Source organism: Bacteroides sp. Ga6A2, assembly GCF_000702225.1.
In the GTDB taxonomy this organism is placed as follows: domain Bacteria; phylum Bacteroidota; class Bacteroidia; order Bacteroidales; family Bacteroidaceae; genus Ga6A1.
On the sequence record NZ_JNKX01000041.1, the window covers coordinates 18,223 to 35,510 of the forward strand.

14 protein-coding genes are annotated in these 17,288 nt (G+C 43.5%); 11 read left to right on the top strand and 3 right to left on the bottom strand.

From position 1 onward, the window contains the following. Positions 1-100: 100 nt before the first annotated feature. From uvrC to deoC, 4 genes are all read left to right on the top strand, one after another. The gene (uvrC, locus tag T538_RS0110960; RefSeq protein ID WP_031533820.1) at positions 101-1,933 is read left to right on the top strand and encodes an excinuclease ABC subunit UvrC; all 1,833 of its coding nucleotides are present in this window, start codon (positions 101-103) and stop codon (positions 1,931-1,933) included. Between the two features lie 63 nt (positions 1,934-1,996). After that, positions 1,997-2,449 carry a D-aminoacyl-tRNA deacylase gene (dtd, locus tag T538_RS0110965; RefSeq protein WP_031533821.1) on the top strand — a complete coding sequence of 151 codons (453 nt, stop codon included), beginning with the start codon at positions 1,997-1,999 and terminating at the stop codon, positions 2,447-2,449. Positions 2,450-2,451: 2 nt separating this feature from the next. Beyond that, positions 2,452-2,775, top strand: coding sequence for a nucleotide pyrophosphohydrolase (locus T538_RS0110970; protein WP_031533822.1), 324 nt, complete (start codon positions 2,452-2,454; stop codon positions 2,773-2,775). 2 nt (positions 2,776-2,777) lie between these two features. Then, positions 2,778-3,665 (top strand): deoxyribose-phosphate aldolase, encoded by an 888-nt coding sequence (gene deoC, locus T538_RS0110975; RefSeq protein WP_031533823.1) that lies wholly within the window; start codon positions 2,778-2,780, stop codon positions 3,663-3,665. Positions 3,666-3,754: 89 nt separating this feature from the next. On the opposite strand, the gene T538_RS0110980 is transcribed toward deoC, so the two are convergent. Continuing rightward, positions 3,755-4,729 carry a polyprenyl synthetase family protein gene (locus T538_RS0110980; protein ID WP_031533824.1) on the bottom strand — a complete coding sequence of 325 codons (975 nt, stop codon included), beginning with the start codon at positions 4,727-4,729 and terminating at the stop codon, positions 3,755-3,757. 82 nt (positions 4,730-4,811) lie between these two features. Here T538_RS0110980 and polA point away from each other — a divergent pair, with 82 nt between their 5' ends. The 3 genes from polA (at position 4,812) to lgt (ending at position 9,670) form a co-directional block, all read left to right on the top strand. Next, positions 4,812-7,577, top strand: a complete 2,766-nt coding sequence (polA, locus tag T538_RS0110985) for a DNA polymerase I (protein WP_031533825.1) — start codon at positions 4,812-4,814, stop codon at positions 7,575-7,577. A gap of 83 nt (positions 7,578-7,660) precedes the next feature. Continuing rightward, on the top strand, positions 7,661-8,764 hold the full coding sequence (ychF, locus tag T538_RS0110990) for a redox-regulated ATPase YchF (protein WP_031533826.1): 1,104 nt from the start codon (positions 7,661-7,663) through the stop codon (positions 8,762-8,764). A 12-nt stretch (positions 8,765-8,776) separates the two neighbouring features. Continuing rightward, positions 8,777-9,670: a prolipoprotein diacylglyceryl transferase gene (gene lgt, locus T538_RS0110995; protein WP_031533827.1), complete on the top strand. Its 894-nt coding sequence runs from the start codon at positions 8,777-8,779 to the stop codon at positions 9,668-9,670. A 266-nt stretch (positions 9,671-9,936) separates the two neighbouring features. Here the strand turns inward: lgt and T538_RS0111000 are convergent, their stop codons facing one another. Continuing rightward, on the bottom strand, positions 9,937-10,533 hold the full coding sequence (locus T538_RS0111000) for a hypothetical protein (protein ID WP_031541240.1): 597 nt from the start codon (positions 10,531-10,533) through the stop codon (positions 9,937-9,939). 111 nt (positions 10,534-10,644) lie between these two features. On the opposite strand from T538_RS0111000, the gene mutS reads away from it, so the two are divergent. The 4 genes from mutS to T538_RS0111020 all read left to right on the top strand — a co-directional run bounded on the left by mutS (position 10,645) and on the right by T538_RS0111020 (position 14,916). Then, positions 10,645-13,266, top strand: a complete 2,622-nt coding sequence (gene mutS / locus T538_RS0111005) for a DNA mismatch repair protein MutS (protein ID WP_031533829.1) — start codon at positions 10,645-10,647, stop codon at positions 13,264-13,266. A gap of 259 nt (positions 13,267-13,525) precedes the next feature. Further along, positions 13,526-13,765: a hypothetical protein gene (locus T538_RS0111010; protein ID WP_031533830.1), complete on the top strand. Its 240-nt coding sequence runs from the start codon at positions 13,526-13,528 to the stop codon at positions 13,763-13,765. 105 nt (positions 13,766-13,870) lie between these two features. Next, positions 13,871-14,266 (top strand): hypothetical protein, encoded by a 396-nt coding sequence (locus tag T538_RS0111015; RefSeq protein WP_155993134.1) that lies wholly within the window; start codon positions 13,871-13,873, stop codon positions 14,264-14,266. A gap of 329 nt (positions 14,267-14,595) precedes the next feature. Next, complete coding sequence (locus tag T538_RS0111020; protein WP_031533832.1) at positions 14,596-14,916, top strand: helix-turn-helix domain-containing protein; 321 nt, start codon at positions 14,596-14,598, stop codon at positions 14,914-14,916. A 160-nt stretch (positions 14,917-15,076) separates the two neighbouring features. Here the strand turns inward: T538_RS0111020 and T538_RS0111025 are convergent, their stop codons facing one another. Further along, positions 15,077-15,973, bottom strand: a complete 897-nt coding sequence (locus T538_RS0111025) for an Abi family protein (RefSeq protein WP_031533833.1) — start codon at positions 15,971-15,973, stop codon at positions 15,077-15,079. Positions 15,974-17,288: the final 1,315 nt, after the last annotated feature.

The following is a 17,288-nucleotide window of genomic DNA, read 5'->3' on the forward strand; positions in this document are numbered from 1 at the left end:
AATTTGTTTCACAAAACTTATAACCATCCGTCAAATCAAGAAGTTACAAAAGTTTATTAAAGCATTTTTTGCTGAAGTTATACTTTAACACCACACTATCATGAGCGAGCAGAAAGCGTCTTCTTACAAGGATTACATCATGGGCATCGTACACAATTTACCAGAGTGTCCGGGATGCTATCAGTACCTCAACGAGGAGGGAGAAATCATCTATGTTGGTAAGGCAAAGAACCTAAAAAGAAGGGTTAGTTCATACTTTAACAAGAACCAGATTTCGAACAAAACGAGGATGCTTGTAAGCAAGATTCGAGACTTGAAATATGTGGTTGTAAACACAGAAGAGGATGCTCTTTTGCTCGAAAATAATCTCATAAAAAAGTACAAACCGAGGTATAATATTCTGCTAAAAGATGATAAAACCTACCCTTCTATTTGCGTGAGCAACGAGTATTTTCCACGTGTCTTCAGCACTCGAAAAACAGAAAGAAATGGTGCAACCTACTACGGTCCGTACTCGCACATTTCGACAATGTACACGCTTCTTGAGCTGATAAAAAAACTGTATCCTTTGCGGACTTGCAACCTTGTTTTATCTCCAGAAAACATAAAATCCGGCAAGTTTTCGCCTTGTCTGGAGTATCATATTAAGAATTGTTTGGGGCCTTGTATAGCCAAACAAAGCCACGAAGAATACATCGAAAATATCCGTCAGATTAAAGAAATTCTGAAAGGGAACACGCACGAAATAGAGAAAGAAATGTACGAAAAGATGCTCCAACTTTCGGAAGAAATGCGTTTTGAAGAGGCTGAAATCATCAAAAAGAAGTACATGATTCTCGAAAATTACAGAGCAAAAAGCGAGGTTGTAAGTCAGATTTTGCATAATATAGATGTGTTCTCAATTGGCATAGACGAGGATAATGCGTTTATAAATTACCTGCATATCACCAATGGTGCTATTAACCAAGCATTCACTTTTGAGTACAAAAAAAAGCTCGATGAAACCAAAGAAGAACTGCTTTTAATGGGTATAATCGAAATGCGCGAGCGTTATAAAAGCACCTCAAAAGAGATTATCGTACCTTTTGAAATAGAGTCGGAATTGAATAATGTTACGTTTACAGTACCACAACGAGGCGACAAAAAAAAGCTTCTCAGTCTGTCGGAAATGAACGTAAAGCAATACCAGTTCGACCGATTAAAGCGCGCAGAAAAGCTAAATCCAGAGCAAAAGAGCACCAGCCTGATGAAGGAACTACAAGACGCTCTGAAGCTAAAACAGCTGCCAATGCACATAGAATGCTTCGATAATTCGAATATTTCGGGCGAATATGCCGTAGCAGGCTGCGTTGTATTCAAAAAAGCAAAGCCAAGCAAGTCTGATTACCGCAAATTCAACATAAAAACGGTTGAAGGTCCTGACGATTACGCATCTATGCGCGAAGTAGTATATCGCCGTTATTCGCGCCTTGTAGAGGAGAATCAGCCTCTGCCCGACCTCATTATTGCCGATGGCGGAAAAGGCCAGATGGAGGCTATAAGAAGCGTTGTAGAGGATGTTTTACACCTTGATATAGCCATCGCAGGACTTGCCAAGAACGACAAACACCGCACATCCGAACTGCTTTTCGGCAACCCTCCTGCAACGATTGGAATCGATATAAAATCGCGTCTTTTCAAGTTTCTTACACAGATTCAAGACGAAGTTCACCGATATGCCATCACTTTCCACAAGGATAAGCGAAGCAAAGCACAGACAAAATCGGAACTCGACGACATAAAAGGCATCGGAGAAAAGACAAAAAATGCCCTTCTGAAGCATTTCAAGAGCGTAAAACGCATAAAAGAAGCGTCTTTCAGCGACTTGAAAACTGTCGTTGGAGAGAGCAAGGCTGGCATTATCGCGAAGCATTTCGGCATGCCAAAAGAGTAAATTTTCCGCATAAAAATAGCATCTATATAGAATATTGTTTATCTTTGTAAATAAAACATTGAAATGAGAGTTGTTATACAAAGGGTTTCGAAAGCAAGCGTAACCATCAACAACAGCGTAAAATCGGCTATCGGAAAGGGCTTGCTAATCCTCGTCGGAGTAGAAGGAACCGACACTCCAGAAGACGCAGAATGGCTCTGTAAAAAGGCTGTAAACATGCGTATTTTTGACGATGAAAACGGTGTAATGAACAAATCAGTCCTCGATATCGGCGGCGAAATCATCGTTGTAAGTCAGTTTACACTCATGGCATCGACAAAGAAAGGCAACCGTCCTTCGTACATAAGAGCCGCAAAGCACGAGATTTCGATACCTCTCTACAACAAATTCTGCGAGATAATGAAGCACGAACTGGGCAAACCGATAGGCACAGGCGAATTTGGCGCAGACATGAAGGTTGAGTTGCTTAACGATGGCCCTGTAACCATCATTATGGATAGCAAAAATAAGGAATAAAGATGACGATAGAAGAGGCTCAGAAGCAAGTTGACGAGTGGATTCGCCAGTACGGCGTGAGATACTTCAACGAGCTTACAAACATGGCTTGCCTTACCGAAGAGGTGGGCGAACTGGCAAGAATAATGGCAAGAACATACGGCGAACAGTCGTTCAAAGAGGGCGAAAAGCACGATTTAGGCGATGAAATGGCGGATATTTTGTGGGTTCTGATATGTCTTGCCAACCAGACCGGCGTAGACCTTACAGAGGCTTTTAAAAAGAATCTTGAGAAGAAAACATCGCGCGATAAAGAAAGACATTTGAATAATACAAAACTGAAATAATTATGGATACAAACAAGTACGAGGAAGCTTTAAAGCAGTATAATACTGCACTCAACGACGAGGCTGTAAAGGCTAAGGTTGAGAGAATTATCAGCGAAAGACTGGCTGAAAACCGCACTCCAGAGACAATGAAGTTCTTGTTCAACAGCATCGAACTTACATCGTTAAGTTGTACCGACAGCGACGAGAGCATCTTGAAAATGGTTGAGAAAGTAAACAGTTTCGATGCCGACCACACCGATTTGGGACACGTTGCAGCCATCTGCGTTTACCCAAATTTCGCAAAAATCGTAGCCGATTCTCTTGAGGTTGACGGCGTAGAAATCACCTGTGTATCAGGCGCTTTCCCTTCTTCACAGACATTCCAAGAGGTTAAGGTTGCCGAGACAGCCCTTGCTGTTAAGGACGGAGCAACAGAAATAGACATCGTTCTGCCTGTTGGTCAGTTCTTGGCTGGTGATTATGAGGGTGTTGCCGACACAATTTCTGAATTGAAGGCTATCTGCGGCGAGAAATCGCTTAAGGTAATCCTCGAGACTGGCGCGTTGAAAACTGCTGAAAACATCAAGAAAGCAGCCATCATCGCGATGTATGCCGGAGCCGATTACATCAAGACATCTACCGGAAAAATCTCTCCAGCAGCCACTCCAGAGGCAGCTTACGTTATGTGCGAGGCTATCAAGGAATACAAGGAGAAGACTGGCATTCAGATTGGATTCAAGCCTGCTGGCGGCATGAAAACCATCGACGATGCCCTAACCTACTATACAATTGTCAAGGAAGTTCTTGGTAACGAGTGGGTTAACAACAAGATGTTCCGCCTTGGAACAAGCAGTTTGGCAAACCTTATCTACAAGGAATTAACAAAGGATACAGAGAATTATTTCTAATTGCAGCATTAGCGATAAAATCTTTTGATTTAAAGACGAAAAACGGGACTAAATACGCAATTTAGCCCCGTTTTTTTATTTCTGAAATACTATAAATTACGGTTTGTTACGAAGTCGAGATATTCGAAAAGCGAATCGCGAATATCGCAATCTGGGAAGATACAGAGAATATCTTTCGCCTTCTGTTCGTACTGTTTCATTACCGATTCGGCATACTCTATTCCGCCGTTTTTGATGGCAAAATCCATCAGTTTATCGCGCTCTTCCTCGGTGGATTCGAGGCTTTTTACCTTCATCGCAAGCTCGCGATATGCAGCATCTGTGCTCTTATTAACGGCATAAATGGCAGGCAGAGTGAGCTTGCCTTCGCGCATATCGTTGCCCGTAGGTTTGCCTATTTCGGACGATGAAATGTAGTCGAAAATATCATCTTTTATCTGAAAACAGATACCTAAAAGTCTGCCAAATTCGCGTATTTTAGCAATATTTTCATCAGACGCACCTGCGCTTACGGCTCCCATTTCAGCACTTGCAGCAAAGAGAACGGCTGTTTTTTTCTCGATTACATCGAGGTATTTCTCTTCCGAAATATCCTTGTTGTCGATGTTTTCTATCTGTTTTATCTCGCCTTCTGCCAACAGCCGTCCGAGGATGCTCACGATGTTAACTATCCGGCAATCATTCGTCTTGGCTGAATTCAGAAGAGCCGAAGATAGAAGATAATCGCCCATAAGGACAGACAACCTATTATCAAACAGAGAGTTAACACTTCTCTGTCCTCTTCGTCTGTCGCTTTCATCAACCACATCATCATGCACAAGGCTTGCCGTATGCAGCAGTTCGAGAGTGACTGCCGAATACAGAGTCTTGTCGTTTATCTCACCGTTAAGCTTCGCTGTCAAGAGAACCAGAATGGGGCGCATCTGCTTTCCCTTTTTCTGATGAATGAATTGTAAAATCTTATTTATCAGATTATTATCATGCACAAAGCATTTGTCAAAGACAACATTAAACGCCTCTAACTCTTTCTCAACGGGTTTTCTTATAAAACTAATCTGATCCATAAATATAATAGTTGCAAATTTACTAATAAAATGATTGTAAATCATATTTTTTAGTTACTTTTACATCTCAAAGTTAAAATAAATGGAAAAACTATTCTTACTCGATGCCTACGCGCTCATCTACAGAGCCTACTACGCGCTTATACGAACTCCAAGAATAAACTCAAAAGGGCTGAACACATCGGCAATACTCGGTTTTGTCAACACTCTTGAGTATGTTCTTAATAATGAGAATCCTACGCACATCGGCATCGCCTTCGACCCGAGCGGAAAGACTTTCCGCCACGAGATGTACGAACCTTACAAGGCTCAAAGAGAGTCAACTCCCGAAGATATAAAACTTTCTGTTCCGATAATAAAGAAGATTATCGAGGCTTACAACATTCCTATTCTGGAAGTTGCTGGTTTCGAGGCAGATGACGTTATTGGAACGCTTTCGCATCAGGCCGACGAGAAAGGAATACAAACTTTCATGCTCACTCCCGACAAGGACTACGGTCAGCTGGTTACAGAAAACGTGAAGATGTTCCGCCCAAAGCATACCGGCGGCTATGAGATTATGGGCATAGAGGAGGTGAAGAAAAAATTCGGCATTGAGAATACCGACCAAGTTATAGACTTCCTCGGACTTATGGGCGATGCGTCCGACAACATTCCGGGATGTCCGGGCGTTGGCGAAAAGACGGCGCAGAAAATCATCAGCGAATTTGGAAGCATCGAAAATCTTCTTAACAGCACCGAACAGCTGAAGGGTGCTCTGAAAAAGAAGGTAGAAGAGAACAAGGAACTGATTTCACTTTCGAGGGTTCTCGCCACAATCCGAAAAGATGTTCCGATAACTCTCGACATGGAAAATCTGAAAATTGCCAAACCAAACGAGGAAGAGTTGAGAAAACTTTTTGAGGAACTCGAATTCAGCAAACTTCTAAACAAGGTTTTGGGCGTTAAGCCGAAGTCGGTCGAAAAAGGCCCGATTCAGGGCGATTTGTTCAGCGGATTCGCGGCAGACGTTCAAGAAGAAAAAGCCGAAAGCAAGCAAACTACGCTTTCAGACATAGAGCATAAATACATTCTTGTTGACAATCAAGAGATTGAAGATAATCTTTTGCGAAATATTTTGTCACAAAAAGAAGTCTGTTTCGACACCGAAACGACCGGAACAGACCCAATGAACGCCGATATTGTGGGTATGAGTTTCAGTTTTGCCGAAAACGAGGCTTACTACGTTCCGTTGAGCCAAAACAGAGACGAGGCGCAAACGACACTCAACAAATTCAAGCCATTCTTCGAAAATGAAGAAATCGGCAAGGTTGGTCAGAACATGAAGTACGACATGCTCGTTCTGATGAACTACGGCATAAAGGTTAAAGGCAAGATGTTCGACACAATGGTGGCTCATTATGTGATACAACCAGAGTTGCGTCACAACATGGACTACATGGCTTCTACCCTACTCAACTACACAACTATTCACATCGAGGAAATTATCGGAGCAAAGGGCAAGAACCAAAAGAACATGCGCGACCTCTCGCCAAACGACGTTTACGAATATGCTTGCGAGGATGCCGACGTAACTCTGAAACTCAAAAACATTCTTGCCGACAAATTGAAGGAGAAAGAATGTGAAGAACTCTTCTACAATATTGAGATGCCGCTCGTGCCTGTTCTCACAAAGATGGAATACGACGGCGTTTGTCTCGACACCGAATCTCTGAAGGAAAGTGCAAAAAGATTCACCGAAGAACTCATAAATATCGAAAAGGAGATAACCGAACTTGCCGGTCAGGAGTTTAATATCTCATCGCCGAAGCAAGTTGGCGAAATCCTCTTCGACAAGATGAAGATTGTAGAGAAACCGAAAAAGACGAAGACTGGTCAGTACGTTACATCCGAAGAGGTTCTGCAATCGCTCAAAGGCAAGCATAAAATCGTTGAGCGTATTCTCGACTATCGCGGACTAAAGAAGCTTCTCAGCACATATATCGAGGCTCTTCCAGAACTGATAAATCCGCGAACGGGGAAGATTCATACATCTTTTAATCAGACTGTTACGGTAACAGGCAGACTAAGTTCGAGCAACCCTAACTTGCAGAACATCCCTATCCGCGACGACAACGGAAAGGAAATAAGAAAGGCATTCATTCCCGAAGAAGGATGCCAGTTCTTCTCTGCCGATTACTCACAGATTGAGCTTAGAATAATGGCTCATCTTAGCGGCGATGCCAACATGATTGAGAGCTTTAACGAAGGTCTCGACATTCATGCTGCAACGGCTGCAAAAATATACAAAAAGGATGTTAGCGAGGTTACAAAGACGGAGCGAAGCAAATCAAAGACTGCCAACTTCGGCATTATCTACGGCATCAGCGTGTTTGGTCTTGCCGAGCGCATGATGGTTCCGCGCGCCGAGGCTAAAGAGCTGATAGACGGCTATTTCGCCACCTTCCCAAGCGTTAAGGAGTACATGAACAAGAGCATCGAGGTGGCTCGCGAAAAGATGTACACCGAGACGATTTTCAAGCGTCGCTGCTATCTGCCCGACATCAATTCGGGTAACTCGGTTGTTCGCGGATATGCCGAGCGCAACGCCATAAACGCACCTATCCAAGGTAGTGCCGCCGACATCGTAAAAGTGGCAATGATAAACATTTACAATCGTTTCGAAAGAGAAGGAATCCGCTCAAAGATGATTCTTCAGGTGCACGACGAACTTAACTTCAGCGTATATCCCGACGAGAAGGAGAAGGTTGAGCAGATTGTAATTGAGGAGATGGAGAATGCCTATAAGATGAAAGTTCCGTTGAAGGCTGATTGCGGCTGGGGCAAAAACTGGCTGGAGGCACACTAAATGGCACTATCCTCCCCCGAATTCATTATTTTTTACTATTTTTGCGAACTGAAATTTTAATTAGAAAATAATAAGACTAAAATATGGCATTAAAAGCAGGTATTGTAGGACTTCCAAACGTGGGAAAGTCTACCCTATTCAACTGTTTGTCAAGTGCTAAGGCACAGGCGGCAAACTTCCCTTTCTGTACCATCGACGCACAACTCGGACAGGTCTCGGTACCAGACGAGCGACTAACAAAACTGGCAGAGATTGTTCATCCGGGACGCATCGTTCCAGCCACTTGCGAGATTGTTGACATCGCAGGTCTTGTTAAGGGCGCAAGCAAGGGCGAAGGTCTTGGAAACCAGTTTCTTGGCAACATTCGCGAGACCGACGCAATAATCCACGTTCTGCGTTGTTTCGACAACGATAACATCGTTCATGTTGACGGAAAGGTGAACCCAGTTCACGACAAAGAAGTTATCGACACCGAACTTCAGCTGAAGGACTTGGAAACCGTTGAAAACAGACTGAAGAAAGTCGAGAAAATTGCCAAAATAGGTAACGACAAGAATGCCAAAATAGAATACGGAGTGCTTGCTGCATACCAGAAGGCTCTGATGGAAGGCAAGAGCGCGCGTACCGTCTCGTTCGAGAGCGAGGACGAGCAGGAGATTGCAAAGAATCTCTTCCTTCTAACCTCAAAGCCAGTACTTTACGTCTGCAACGTAGACGACAAGAGCGCGGCATCTGGCAACGAATATGTTGAGCAGGTTAAAGAGGCTGTAAAAGATGAGAATGCCGAAATTCTGGTCATCTCGGCTCAGACCGAGGCTGATATTTCTGAACTCGAGTCGTACGAAGAGAAGCAGATGTTCCTCGAAGACCTCGGTTTGAAACAGTCTGGCTGCGACAGACTTATCAACTCAATCTACCACCTTCTGAACCTTCAGACATTCATCACGGCTGGCGAGATGGAGGTTAAGGCATGGACATTCCACAAGGGTTGGAAAGCACCACAATGCGCTGGCGTAATCCACACCGACTTCGAGAAGGGATTCATCCGCGCCGAGGTGATAAAGTACGAAGACTACATCAAGTACGGAAGCGAGGCTGCCGTTCGCGAGGCAGGAAAACTTGGCGTAGAGGGCAAGGAGTATGTTGTGCAGGACGGCGACATCATGCACTTCCGCTTCAACGTATAAAACTTTGCCGGTATGATGAATCTTCTTTACTTCATAAACTGGAACCCTAACCTTGAGTTGTTCCGCATCGGTCCTTTCTCGGCAAGATACTATGGCGTTTGCTGGATTATGGGACTCGCGCTGGGTTACTTCATAGTTAAATGGCTGTACGAGAAGCAGAAAATAAAGCCAGAACTGTTCGACCCTCTGTTTACATACTGCTTCTTGGGTATCTTTATCGGTGCGCGACTGGGGCATTGTCTGTTCTACGACTTCGGATATTTCTCGAACCATCTTATAGAGATGTTTTTGCCAATACGCGAGGTGTTCGACCCTAACCACGCACAATGGTTCTTGGGCTGGATTCCATGTACGCACGGTGGCTGCGGATGGGACCTTATTGGATATCAAGGACTTGCAAGCCACGGCGGAACAATAGGAATCATCATCGCGTTGCTGTTGTATGTAAGATGGTCAAAGCTGAACGTTATGCGAGTGCTCGACAACATCGCGATAGCCACTCCGGTTACGGCATGCTTCATCAGACTGGGAAACCTTATGAATTCTGAGATTATAGGCTGCCCTACCAATGTGCCTTGGGCGTTTATCTTCCACAGAGTAGATGAGGTTCCGCGACATCCGGGACAGCTTTACGAAGCCATAGCCTACTTCATCATTCTCTTGGTTGGGCTTTACCTCTACAAGAAGCACGAAGAAAAGGTTGGCACGGGATTCTTCTTCGGATTCTGCCTTGCTTCTATCTTCACGTTCCGCTTCTTTGTTGAGTATGTTAAGGAAGTACAAGAAGATTTCGAAAACGGAATGTTGTTTGACATGGGACAGATTCTCAGCATCCCATTCATCATAATCGGATTCTATTGCATGTTTGGCGGAAGCCTCTGCAAGAAATTCGGCGAGAAGAAATAAAGATTTTTAGTTCGAGGGGAAACGGTGTGAAACATTGTTTCCCCTCGATTGTTTCACAAGAAACAAAAAGTTATAAACACGCTGTTGATAATCAGAAATCGTCTGTTTGTGTGGATTTTGGCGGTTATCAACAGAAAAAGCGGTTGTTTTCCACAGTTTTCGGCCTTGTTTTAAACAAAATGGTGATTCTCAGATAGTTTTTCAACATCGACAAAGCGTTTCGACTTGGAAACAAAAAGAAATCGGAAAATGACGTTTAGAAAAAATCAGAAGGCGTATCGTGCGCCAGTAATAAACATTCCCTGATAGCCGTAGCCTGTTTCGAAGAAGCCTTTCAGCCTGCGGCCACCAAACTCAAAGCCGAGGGGCATTATCTGATATGCCAGATTAACCTCGTTGCTAACCTCACGCTTGTCGCCCGGCATCTTAATGAATCCTACATGGTCGAAAGACGGACCGAGGGCAACCTTGGCATAGAAGCTGAAGTGGTCGCGATGTATGGCATTTACTCTGCCGGCAACCATAAAGGCAAACACGTTACGGTCTTTTTTGTTTAAAACCTCTGGAGAAAACTCCATAACATCGCCTCCAGAATATGAATGGAAAACAAACAATCCGCCAACCGACAGCCAATGGTTAAAACTGTGCATATATTGTACGGCTATCGGAGTAACACGAACATGGTAATACGGATTGTTATAAAAACCGTCTTCATTATAGCCCCAATCCATTACAGGCACATACGGATACGGAGCAATTCCGATGCTGACAGACACTTCGTCTTTAAGTTCCTGAGCCGACAGATTTGTACTCAAGGCACACACCGCAGCAAGCACGGCAATCATTTTTCTGACTGATTTCATTTTTGCACTAATTCTAAAATTGTTAAGCAAACACAAAATTATAGCATTTTTATTCCCCCTACGAACAAAAAACATTATTTTTGTTGCTCAAACAAAAAAGACGATACAATAATGGCAAGAGAAGATGTGGTAATGACTCCGATGATGAAGCAGTTTATGGATTTGAAGGACAAGAATCCCGATGCAATCCTGCTGTTCAGATGCGGCGACTTTTACGAAACATATTGCGAAGACGCAGTTACTACTGCCGACATAACTGGCATAACCCTTACAAAGCGTAACAACGGCGGCAAGGGAACGGTTATTGAGATGGCAGGATTTCCACATCACGCTCTCGACACATATCTGCCAAAACTGATACGCGCCGGACATCGCGTTGCCATCTGCGACCAACTCGAAGACCCGAAACTGACAAAGAAACTGGTTAAGCGTGGCATAACCGAGCTTGTAACGCCGGGCGTGGCAATGGGCGACAATGTTCTCAACTACGACGAGAACAACTTTCTTGCAGCCCTTCATTTTAACAAGAACGTAATCGGTATTGCCTTCCTCGATATTTCTACGGGCGAGTTCCTTACAGCCGAAGGCACATCCGACTATATAGACAAGCTTCTTGGCAACTTCTCGCCAAAAGAGGTGCTCTTCAGACGCGGATACAAGGAGCTGTTTCAGAGCACGTTCGACTCAAAACTGTACACTTTCGAGATGGACGACTGGGTGTTTACCGAGTCGCAGGCATACGACAAGCTTATAAAGCATTTCGATACAAAGAACCTGAAGGGATTCGGCATAGAGCATCTGCGCAACGGAATTGTAGCTGCCGGAGCAATACTGCAATATCTTGAGATGACTCAGCACACGCAGATTGGCCACATCACGTCAATCTCGCGTATCGAGGAGGACAAATATGTGCGCCTCGACAAGTTCACGATACGCAGCTTGGAGCTGATGAACACCATGAACGAGGGCGGCAACAGTCTTCTGACGGTCATAGACCGCACTATTTCGCCCATGGGAGCCCGAATGTTAAAGAGGTGGATAGTATTCCCACTCAAGAGCGTTTCGGCGATAAATGAGCGCCTTGACGTGGTCGAGTACTTCTTCCGCGAGCCGGACTTCAAGGAGTGCATAACCGAGCAGATGCAACTTGTGGGCGATATAGAGCGAATAATCTCGAAGGTAGCCACAGGGCGAGTGTCGCCGCGCGAGCTTGTGCAACTAAAGATTGCGCTTCAGGCTACGCAACCGATAAAGTCGGCGTGCGAACACTCTGCCAACGACCGTCTGAAGCGTATCGGCGAACTTCTTAACGACTGTTCCATCATTCGCGAACGCATAGCCAAGGAGATTGTAAACGACCCTCCGCTGTTGGTTGCCAAAGGCGGCGTTATTGCCGATGGGGTCAACGCAGAGCTGGACGAACTGCGACGCATAGCCTTCTCGGGCAAGGACTATCTTCTTCAGATTCAGCAGAGAGAGATTGAGGCTACGGGCATATCGAGCCTTAAGATAGGCTATAACAACGTTTTCGGCTATTATATCGAAGTAAGAAACACATACAAGGACAACGTGCCGTCCGACTGGATAAGAAAGCAGACGCTTGCCAACGCCGAGCGTTACATCACTCAGGAACTGAAGGAATACGAGGACAAGATTCTGGGCGCAGAAGAGAAGATTCTGACGCTCGAGACGCGCTTGTTCAACGAGCTTGTGCAGGACATCTCGGGCTATATCCCTGCCATTCAGGTCAATGCCACCCAGCTTGCCAACCTCGACTGTCTGCTGTCGTTTGCAATAGCGGCGCAGGAGAACAGATATATACGCCCGGAGATTGACGAGAGTCTGGTTATCGACATAAAGCAAGGCAGACACCCTGTTATCGAGAGGCAACTTCCGCTTGGCGAGAAATACATAGCCAACGATATTCTGCTCGACAGCGACAAACAGCAGATTCTGATAATTACAGGTCCTAACATGGGCGGTAAATCGTCGGTTCTGCGACAGACTGCCCTCATCACCCTTCTGGCTCAGATTGGTTGCTTTGTGCCTGCCGAGAGCGCGCGCATTGGCGTGGTAGACAAGATTTTCACGCGTGTGGGCGCAAGCGACAACATATCGGTGGGCGAATCGACCTTCATGGTAGAGATGAGCGAGGCTTCGAACATCCTCAACAACATAACATCGCGCTCGCTCGTGCTCTTCGACGAGCTGGGACGAGGCACATCAACCTACGACGGAATATCTATTGCATGGGCAATAGTTGAGTATATCCACGAGAACAAGAAGGCTAACGCGCGCACGCTCTTTGCCACTCACTACCACGAACTTAACGAGATGTGCAAGAACTTTAAGCGCATAAAGAACTACAACGTGGCGGTTAAGGAGATTGACAACAAGGTTATCTTCCTGCGCAAGCTTGTTGAGGGCGGAAGCGAGCACTCGTTCGGTATCCATGTTGCCAAGATGGCTGGTATGCCAAAGCAGATAGTATCGCGCGCCAACACCATCTTGAAGGAGCTCGAAAGCAAGTATCAGGGCGACGGCAACGGCAAGGCTAAGAGCATAAGCAAGCCGTCGAAGAGCAGCGGAATGCAACTGAGTTTCTTCCAACTCGACGACCCTGTTCTGTGCCAAGTGCGCGACGAGATTCTGGGCATAGACGTAAACAATCTTACTCCGCTCGAGGCTCTGAACAAGCTTAACGAGATTAAGAAGATTGTAAGAGGAAAATAAGAACCACTTGCCTTTATCGGATTTACGCGACATAATCCGATAAAGGCAAGAATTAATTTATAATGCCATGGAAATAGAATTTTCGCCCCAAGCCTATCACTACGATTATGAATATCTTAGGAGTAGAATATACCATTTAGGCAAAGAGCTAAATAAACATCTATCAGGTAGATGTTATATAACAGACATGGAACTTGAAAAAGTCACATTCGAGTTTATTAATACCGAATTATTCAAATGCAGAGTAAGACCTATATATATGCCAATACATGCATATGAGGCTTACGTCATGGCACTATTCTTTGAAATTTCAATGCCATTGGCAGAACTCACCAAGGTTAGTAGAGAAGACACGCCGACATATATCGGCAAGGCTATAATGCAAAAACTCGAATCGCAGAACGTACCAACAAAGATACGCAAGCAGTTCGACAGAGAACGCTTCATCGCCGATGTGCGCGACTTCTTCGTAAACGTTAAAGGTTGCAAGTTAGATTAGCAAGAAAACGTTGCTATATCTGAATGTATATTTTTAGCACAAATAATTATTTTTCTTTGGGTTATGAAAACAAGTTTTATTTTTCAGCCATTCTATGCTCAAGATTTGGTTAAAAAAGCAGAATGTGTAGGACAAGAACTAAACAAACATCTTTCTGGTAAGACTTACACCACAGACATTCAGTTAGATGCACTTACACTTATATTTATAAACACAGAACTGATGAAATGTCGAGTTCGCTCAGATTACAGAGCTACAGCAGACCCTTTTGATCCTTACATCTTCACAGTCATGACATTATTCTTCGAAATTCCAATGCCAGAGGCGGAGTTCATCAAGGTAAGCGATGAGGACAGACCGACATACATCGGCAAGGCTATAATGAAAAAACTCGAATCGCAGAACGTACCAACAAAGATACGCAAGCAGTTCGACAGAGAACGCTTCATCGCCGACGTGCGCGACTTCTTCGTCAACGTTAAAGGCTGCAAGTTAGATTAGCAGACTGCGACATAACAATCTATTAGCGGAGGTTTCGGCACACAAATCCACGAAACCTCCGTTTTTTTTCGTAAAGATGCCGTTGTTCCCAACTTCTGCAATCCCGAATGAATCCCGAAGGCATCCCGAAGAAATCTTACATCAAACGCGCTTACAGACGCTGAAAGCGTCTCCGCTCAGTAACCGTAGGTCGGAGCGACCTGTGGAAAAATGGCACACAAGCCCCAAAGCACTCTAAAGGAGTGCCCCATCTTCTGAACTGCACAACTTATCATAAAATAAAGAAAATAACGTATTTTTGCATTCGTAAATAATGATTGAAATGCCTTATGAGCAAAACAACTATGGGCACAAAGCTTCCCAGAAAGCTTGAACAGAAAATGCAGACAGTTGGCGAGCAAATAAAGCTTGCCCGCTTGCGCCGTAACCTTAGCGTGGCTCAGGTTGCAGAACGTGCAACCTGCTCTCCGCTTACTGTTGCCCGAATCGAGAAAGGTGCGCCGACTGTTGCCATTGGCATCTATCTGCGTGTTCTATATGCCCTGCAACTTGACGATGACATTCTGATGCTGGCACAGAAAGACGAAATGGGCAGAGCCTTGCAGGATCTTGCCCTAAAACACCGCGAACGTGCATCGAAAAAAGAATAAAGCATAGATTATTTGCGGCACAAAACGAAAAAGCCTATCCCTTTTTTAAGAGACAGGCTTGTCATTTCCTTTTAGAGTGCATTGAAAATAGCCGTAACTATTTATTGCACTTTATAATCTGCTACAAAATTACTTCAAAAAAGCCAATCACACAAACATTTTATAGTATTTTTACATCTAGACCAGAATTTTGCGTAATTACCTTCAGTACAACCTCATTTTTTACTCTGTCAAACGCTCTTTTCATATCATCTCTCAAATCAACAACCCTATTACTTGAAACCTGTCCTAACAGATACTTGAACACCTCGTATGTACCACTTAAATTAGTGATTTGCGAAGAATTAAGTTTTACTGGTGACATATTTGGCAATGCACCCGGAAGTTCATAGTCGAAGATAACCTTTCCATGAGCACAACTATTACGTAAACGTCTTATAACATCCATATAACTGGAAAACTGATTTGGAGAACTAATTCCAAAATGCTTTGAAATCTTACTTCTTATTATACCGTCATCCTTCAAATTGTTGAACAACTGAATTACAATACCAAAAGACATAAATTCTATAGCCTTCCATGCTGGCGCATAATCGCGATGATATCTCTTTTTATCACGACTTATTACCGTTTCTCTATCTAAGGCATCAATGGCATTAATGTAATCAGCACCATCTAAAAATATTGTTCTTACACATTTGCTATCAACATACCAAAATGGATTATCAGACCAGAAGTTTGACACTTCGTAGATTAACTTAGTTCTGAAATTTATTTCTATCCTGCTAATATATTTCAGGAAGATATTTCTAACGTCAAAGTCAAAATAATAAAGTTGTATCACATACTCAAACAAAGTTCCCTCTTTAAACTTATGATTTCTCTTTTCGACACGAGGATAAGTTTCCTCAAAAGGAAACCAATAGAAACCTAGTCTATAATACCCGATATCAAACAGATTCTCCCTTGCCTTTTCCTTACTTCCAAAAGTCATGCCTCTAGAACATAGCAACTCTATTTGATTTTCTATCGTAGTAGCTAATTTATTTGTGCCCATAAAATTTCTTTTTTACAAAAATACAAAAAATATTTACAAACTAGAAACACGAATAAAAAATACCCTATCGTGGTCTGCGCTCTTCTCTTCTGCAATCCCGAACGAATCCCGAAGGCATCCCGAAGAAATCTTACATCAAACGCGCTTACAGACGCTGAAGGCGTCTCCGCTCAGTAACCGTAGGTCGGAGCGACCTGCGGAAAAATAGCGCACAAGCCAAAAGCACTCTAAAGGAGTGCCCCATCTTCGGCAAAACGAACTTGCAGAAAATCTGCATAACATATCATAAAATAAAGAAAACTACGTGTTTTTATATCAGTAAAGTTTTTCAAAACACAATATTTCTGTTCTTTATTTACAACGACATTGTACTATTCTATGCGTATCCAGTATTTTACAAACGACTGGCAGTTTATTTGGGAGGGAGGAGCAACGGGCTTCCCACTATGCCCTTGCTATCGGCTTACTTCAATTCCTCCAGTCAATTAAATCACACTCCCAATTTTCAACTTTCTTCAACTTCACCACAACCTACCCATCACCTAATCTGGCTATACTTTGCATATATCTTACATATACCCAACATATACCTTGCATATACATTGACACTATTTTGTATTTACCAAAAGACAAAAAGCTTACTTTTTCTATAATTTTGAATTATTCGTCAAATAGCAGTTAGGCTTTCCACAGAGTTTCACGTTACCCATACCAACCCCAATTGTTACATTGGTAAATTTATATTAAGAGTTTACCTATTCCGATTCTCAACCATTAGTCTACCTTTATAAGCTCTTCCCCGTACCTTCCGGCTTACTTGAATCTACCTTGAATCTATCTTCTGTCTTGCTACCATCTTGCTACCATCTTCCTACCTTCTTCCTACCTTCTTCCTACCCACTATTTTGTATTTACCAAAAGAATATTTTCCGCGCAATTTATTACAAATTCAAAACTTTCAATTTTCAAATTTCAAGTTTCTCAGAATTGCATCAATATATGCTTCGTCGAACCTTTCCCCTTGCTACCCCCTTGCTATCGGCTTGCTTCCTTCTACCTTCCCTCTACCTTGCATATACTCAGCATATACCTTTGACGTATCTTGGATGTACCTTGGATGTATCTTGGATGTACCTTGCCGCTATTTTGTATTTACCAAAAGAACAATTCGTATTCAAATTATCCCTTATTAATCCAGAATTATCAATTCTGAATTTTGAATTGCGAGAATTCTGATTGCATATACCTTCCCTCTATCTTCCCTCTACCTTTCTACGACGTTCCTCGACGTTCCTCGACGTTCCTCGACGTTCCT

Excerpts from the sequence above, each read along its gene's own strand:
- uvrC (WP_031533820.1), top strand. The coding sequence starts at position 101 with ATGAGCGAGCAGAAAGCGTCTTCTTACAAGGATTACATCATGGGCATC.
- dtd (WP_031533821.1), top strand. The coding sequence starts at position 1,997 with ATGAGAGTTGTTATACAAAGGGTTTCGAAAGCAAGCGTAACCATCAAC.
- T538_RS0110970 (WP_031533822.1), top strand. The coding sequence starts at position 2,452 with ATGACGATAGAAGAGGCTCAGAAGCAAGTTGACGAGTGGATTCGCCAG.
- deoC (WP_031533823.1), top strand. The coding sequence starts at position 2,778 with ATGGATACAAACAAGTACGAGGAAGCTTTAAAGCAGTATAATACTGCA.
- T538_RS0110980 (WP_031533824.1), bottom strand. The coding sequence starts at position 4,729 with ATGGATCAGATTAGTTTTATAAGAAAACCCGTTGAGAAAGAGTTAGAG.
- polA (WP_031533825.1), top strand. The coding sequence starts at position 4,812 with ATGGAAAAACTATTCTTACTCGATGCCTACGCGCTCATCTACAGAGCC.
- ychF (WP_031533826.1), top strand. The coding sequence starts at position 7,661 with ATGGCATTAAAAGCAGGTATTGTAGGACTTCCAAACGTGGGAAAGTCT.
- lgt (WP_031533827.1), top strand. The coding sequence starts at position 8,777 with ATGATGAATCTTCTTTACTTCATAAACTGGAACCCTAACCTTGAGTTG.
- T538_RS0111000 (WP_031541240.1), bottom strand. The coding sequence starts at position 10,533 with ATGAAATCAGTCAGAAAAATGATTGCCGTGCTTGCTGCGGTGTGTGCC.
- mutS (WP_031533829.1), top strand. The coding sequence starts at position 10,645 with ATGGCAAGAGAAGATGTGGTAATGACTCCGATGATGAAGCAGTTTATG.
- T538_RS0111010 (WP_031533830.1), top strand. The coding sequence starts at position 13,526 with ATGCCAATACATGCATATGAGGCTTACGTCATGGCACTATTCTTTGAA.
- T538_RS0111020 (WP_031533832.1), top strand. The coding sequence starts at position 14,596 with ATGAGCAAAACAACTATGGGCACAAAGCTTCCCAGAAAGCTTGAACAG.
- T538_RS0111025 (WP_031533833.1), bottom strand. The coding sequence starts at position 15,973 with ATGGGCACAAATAAATTAGCTACTACGATAGAAAATCAAATAGAGTTG.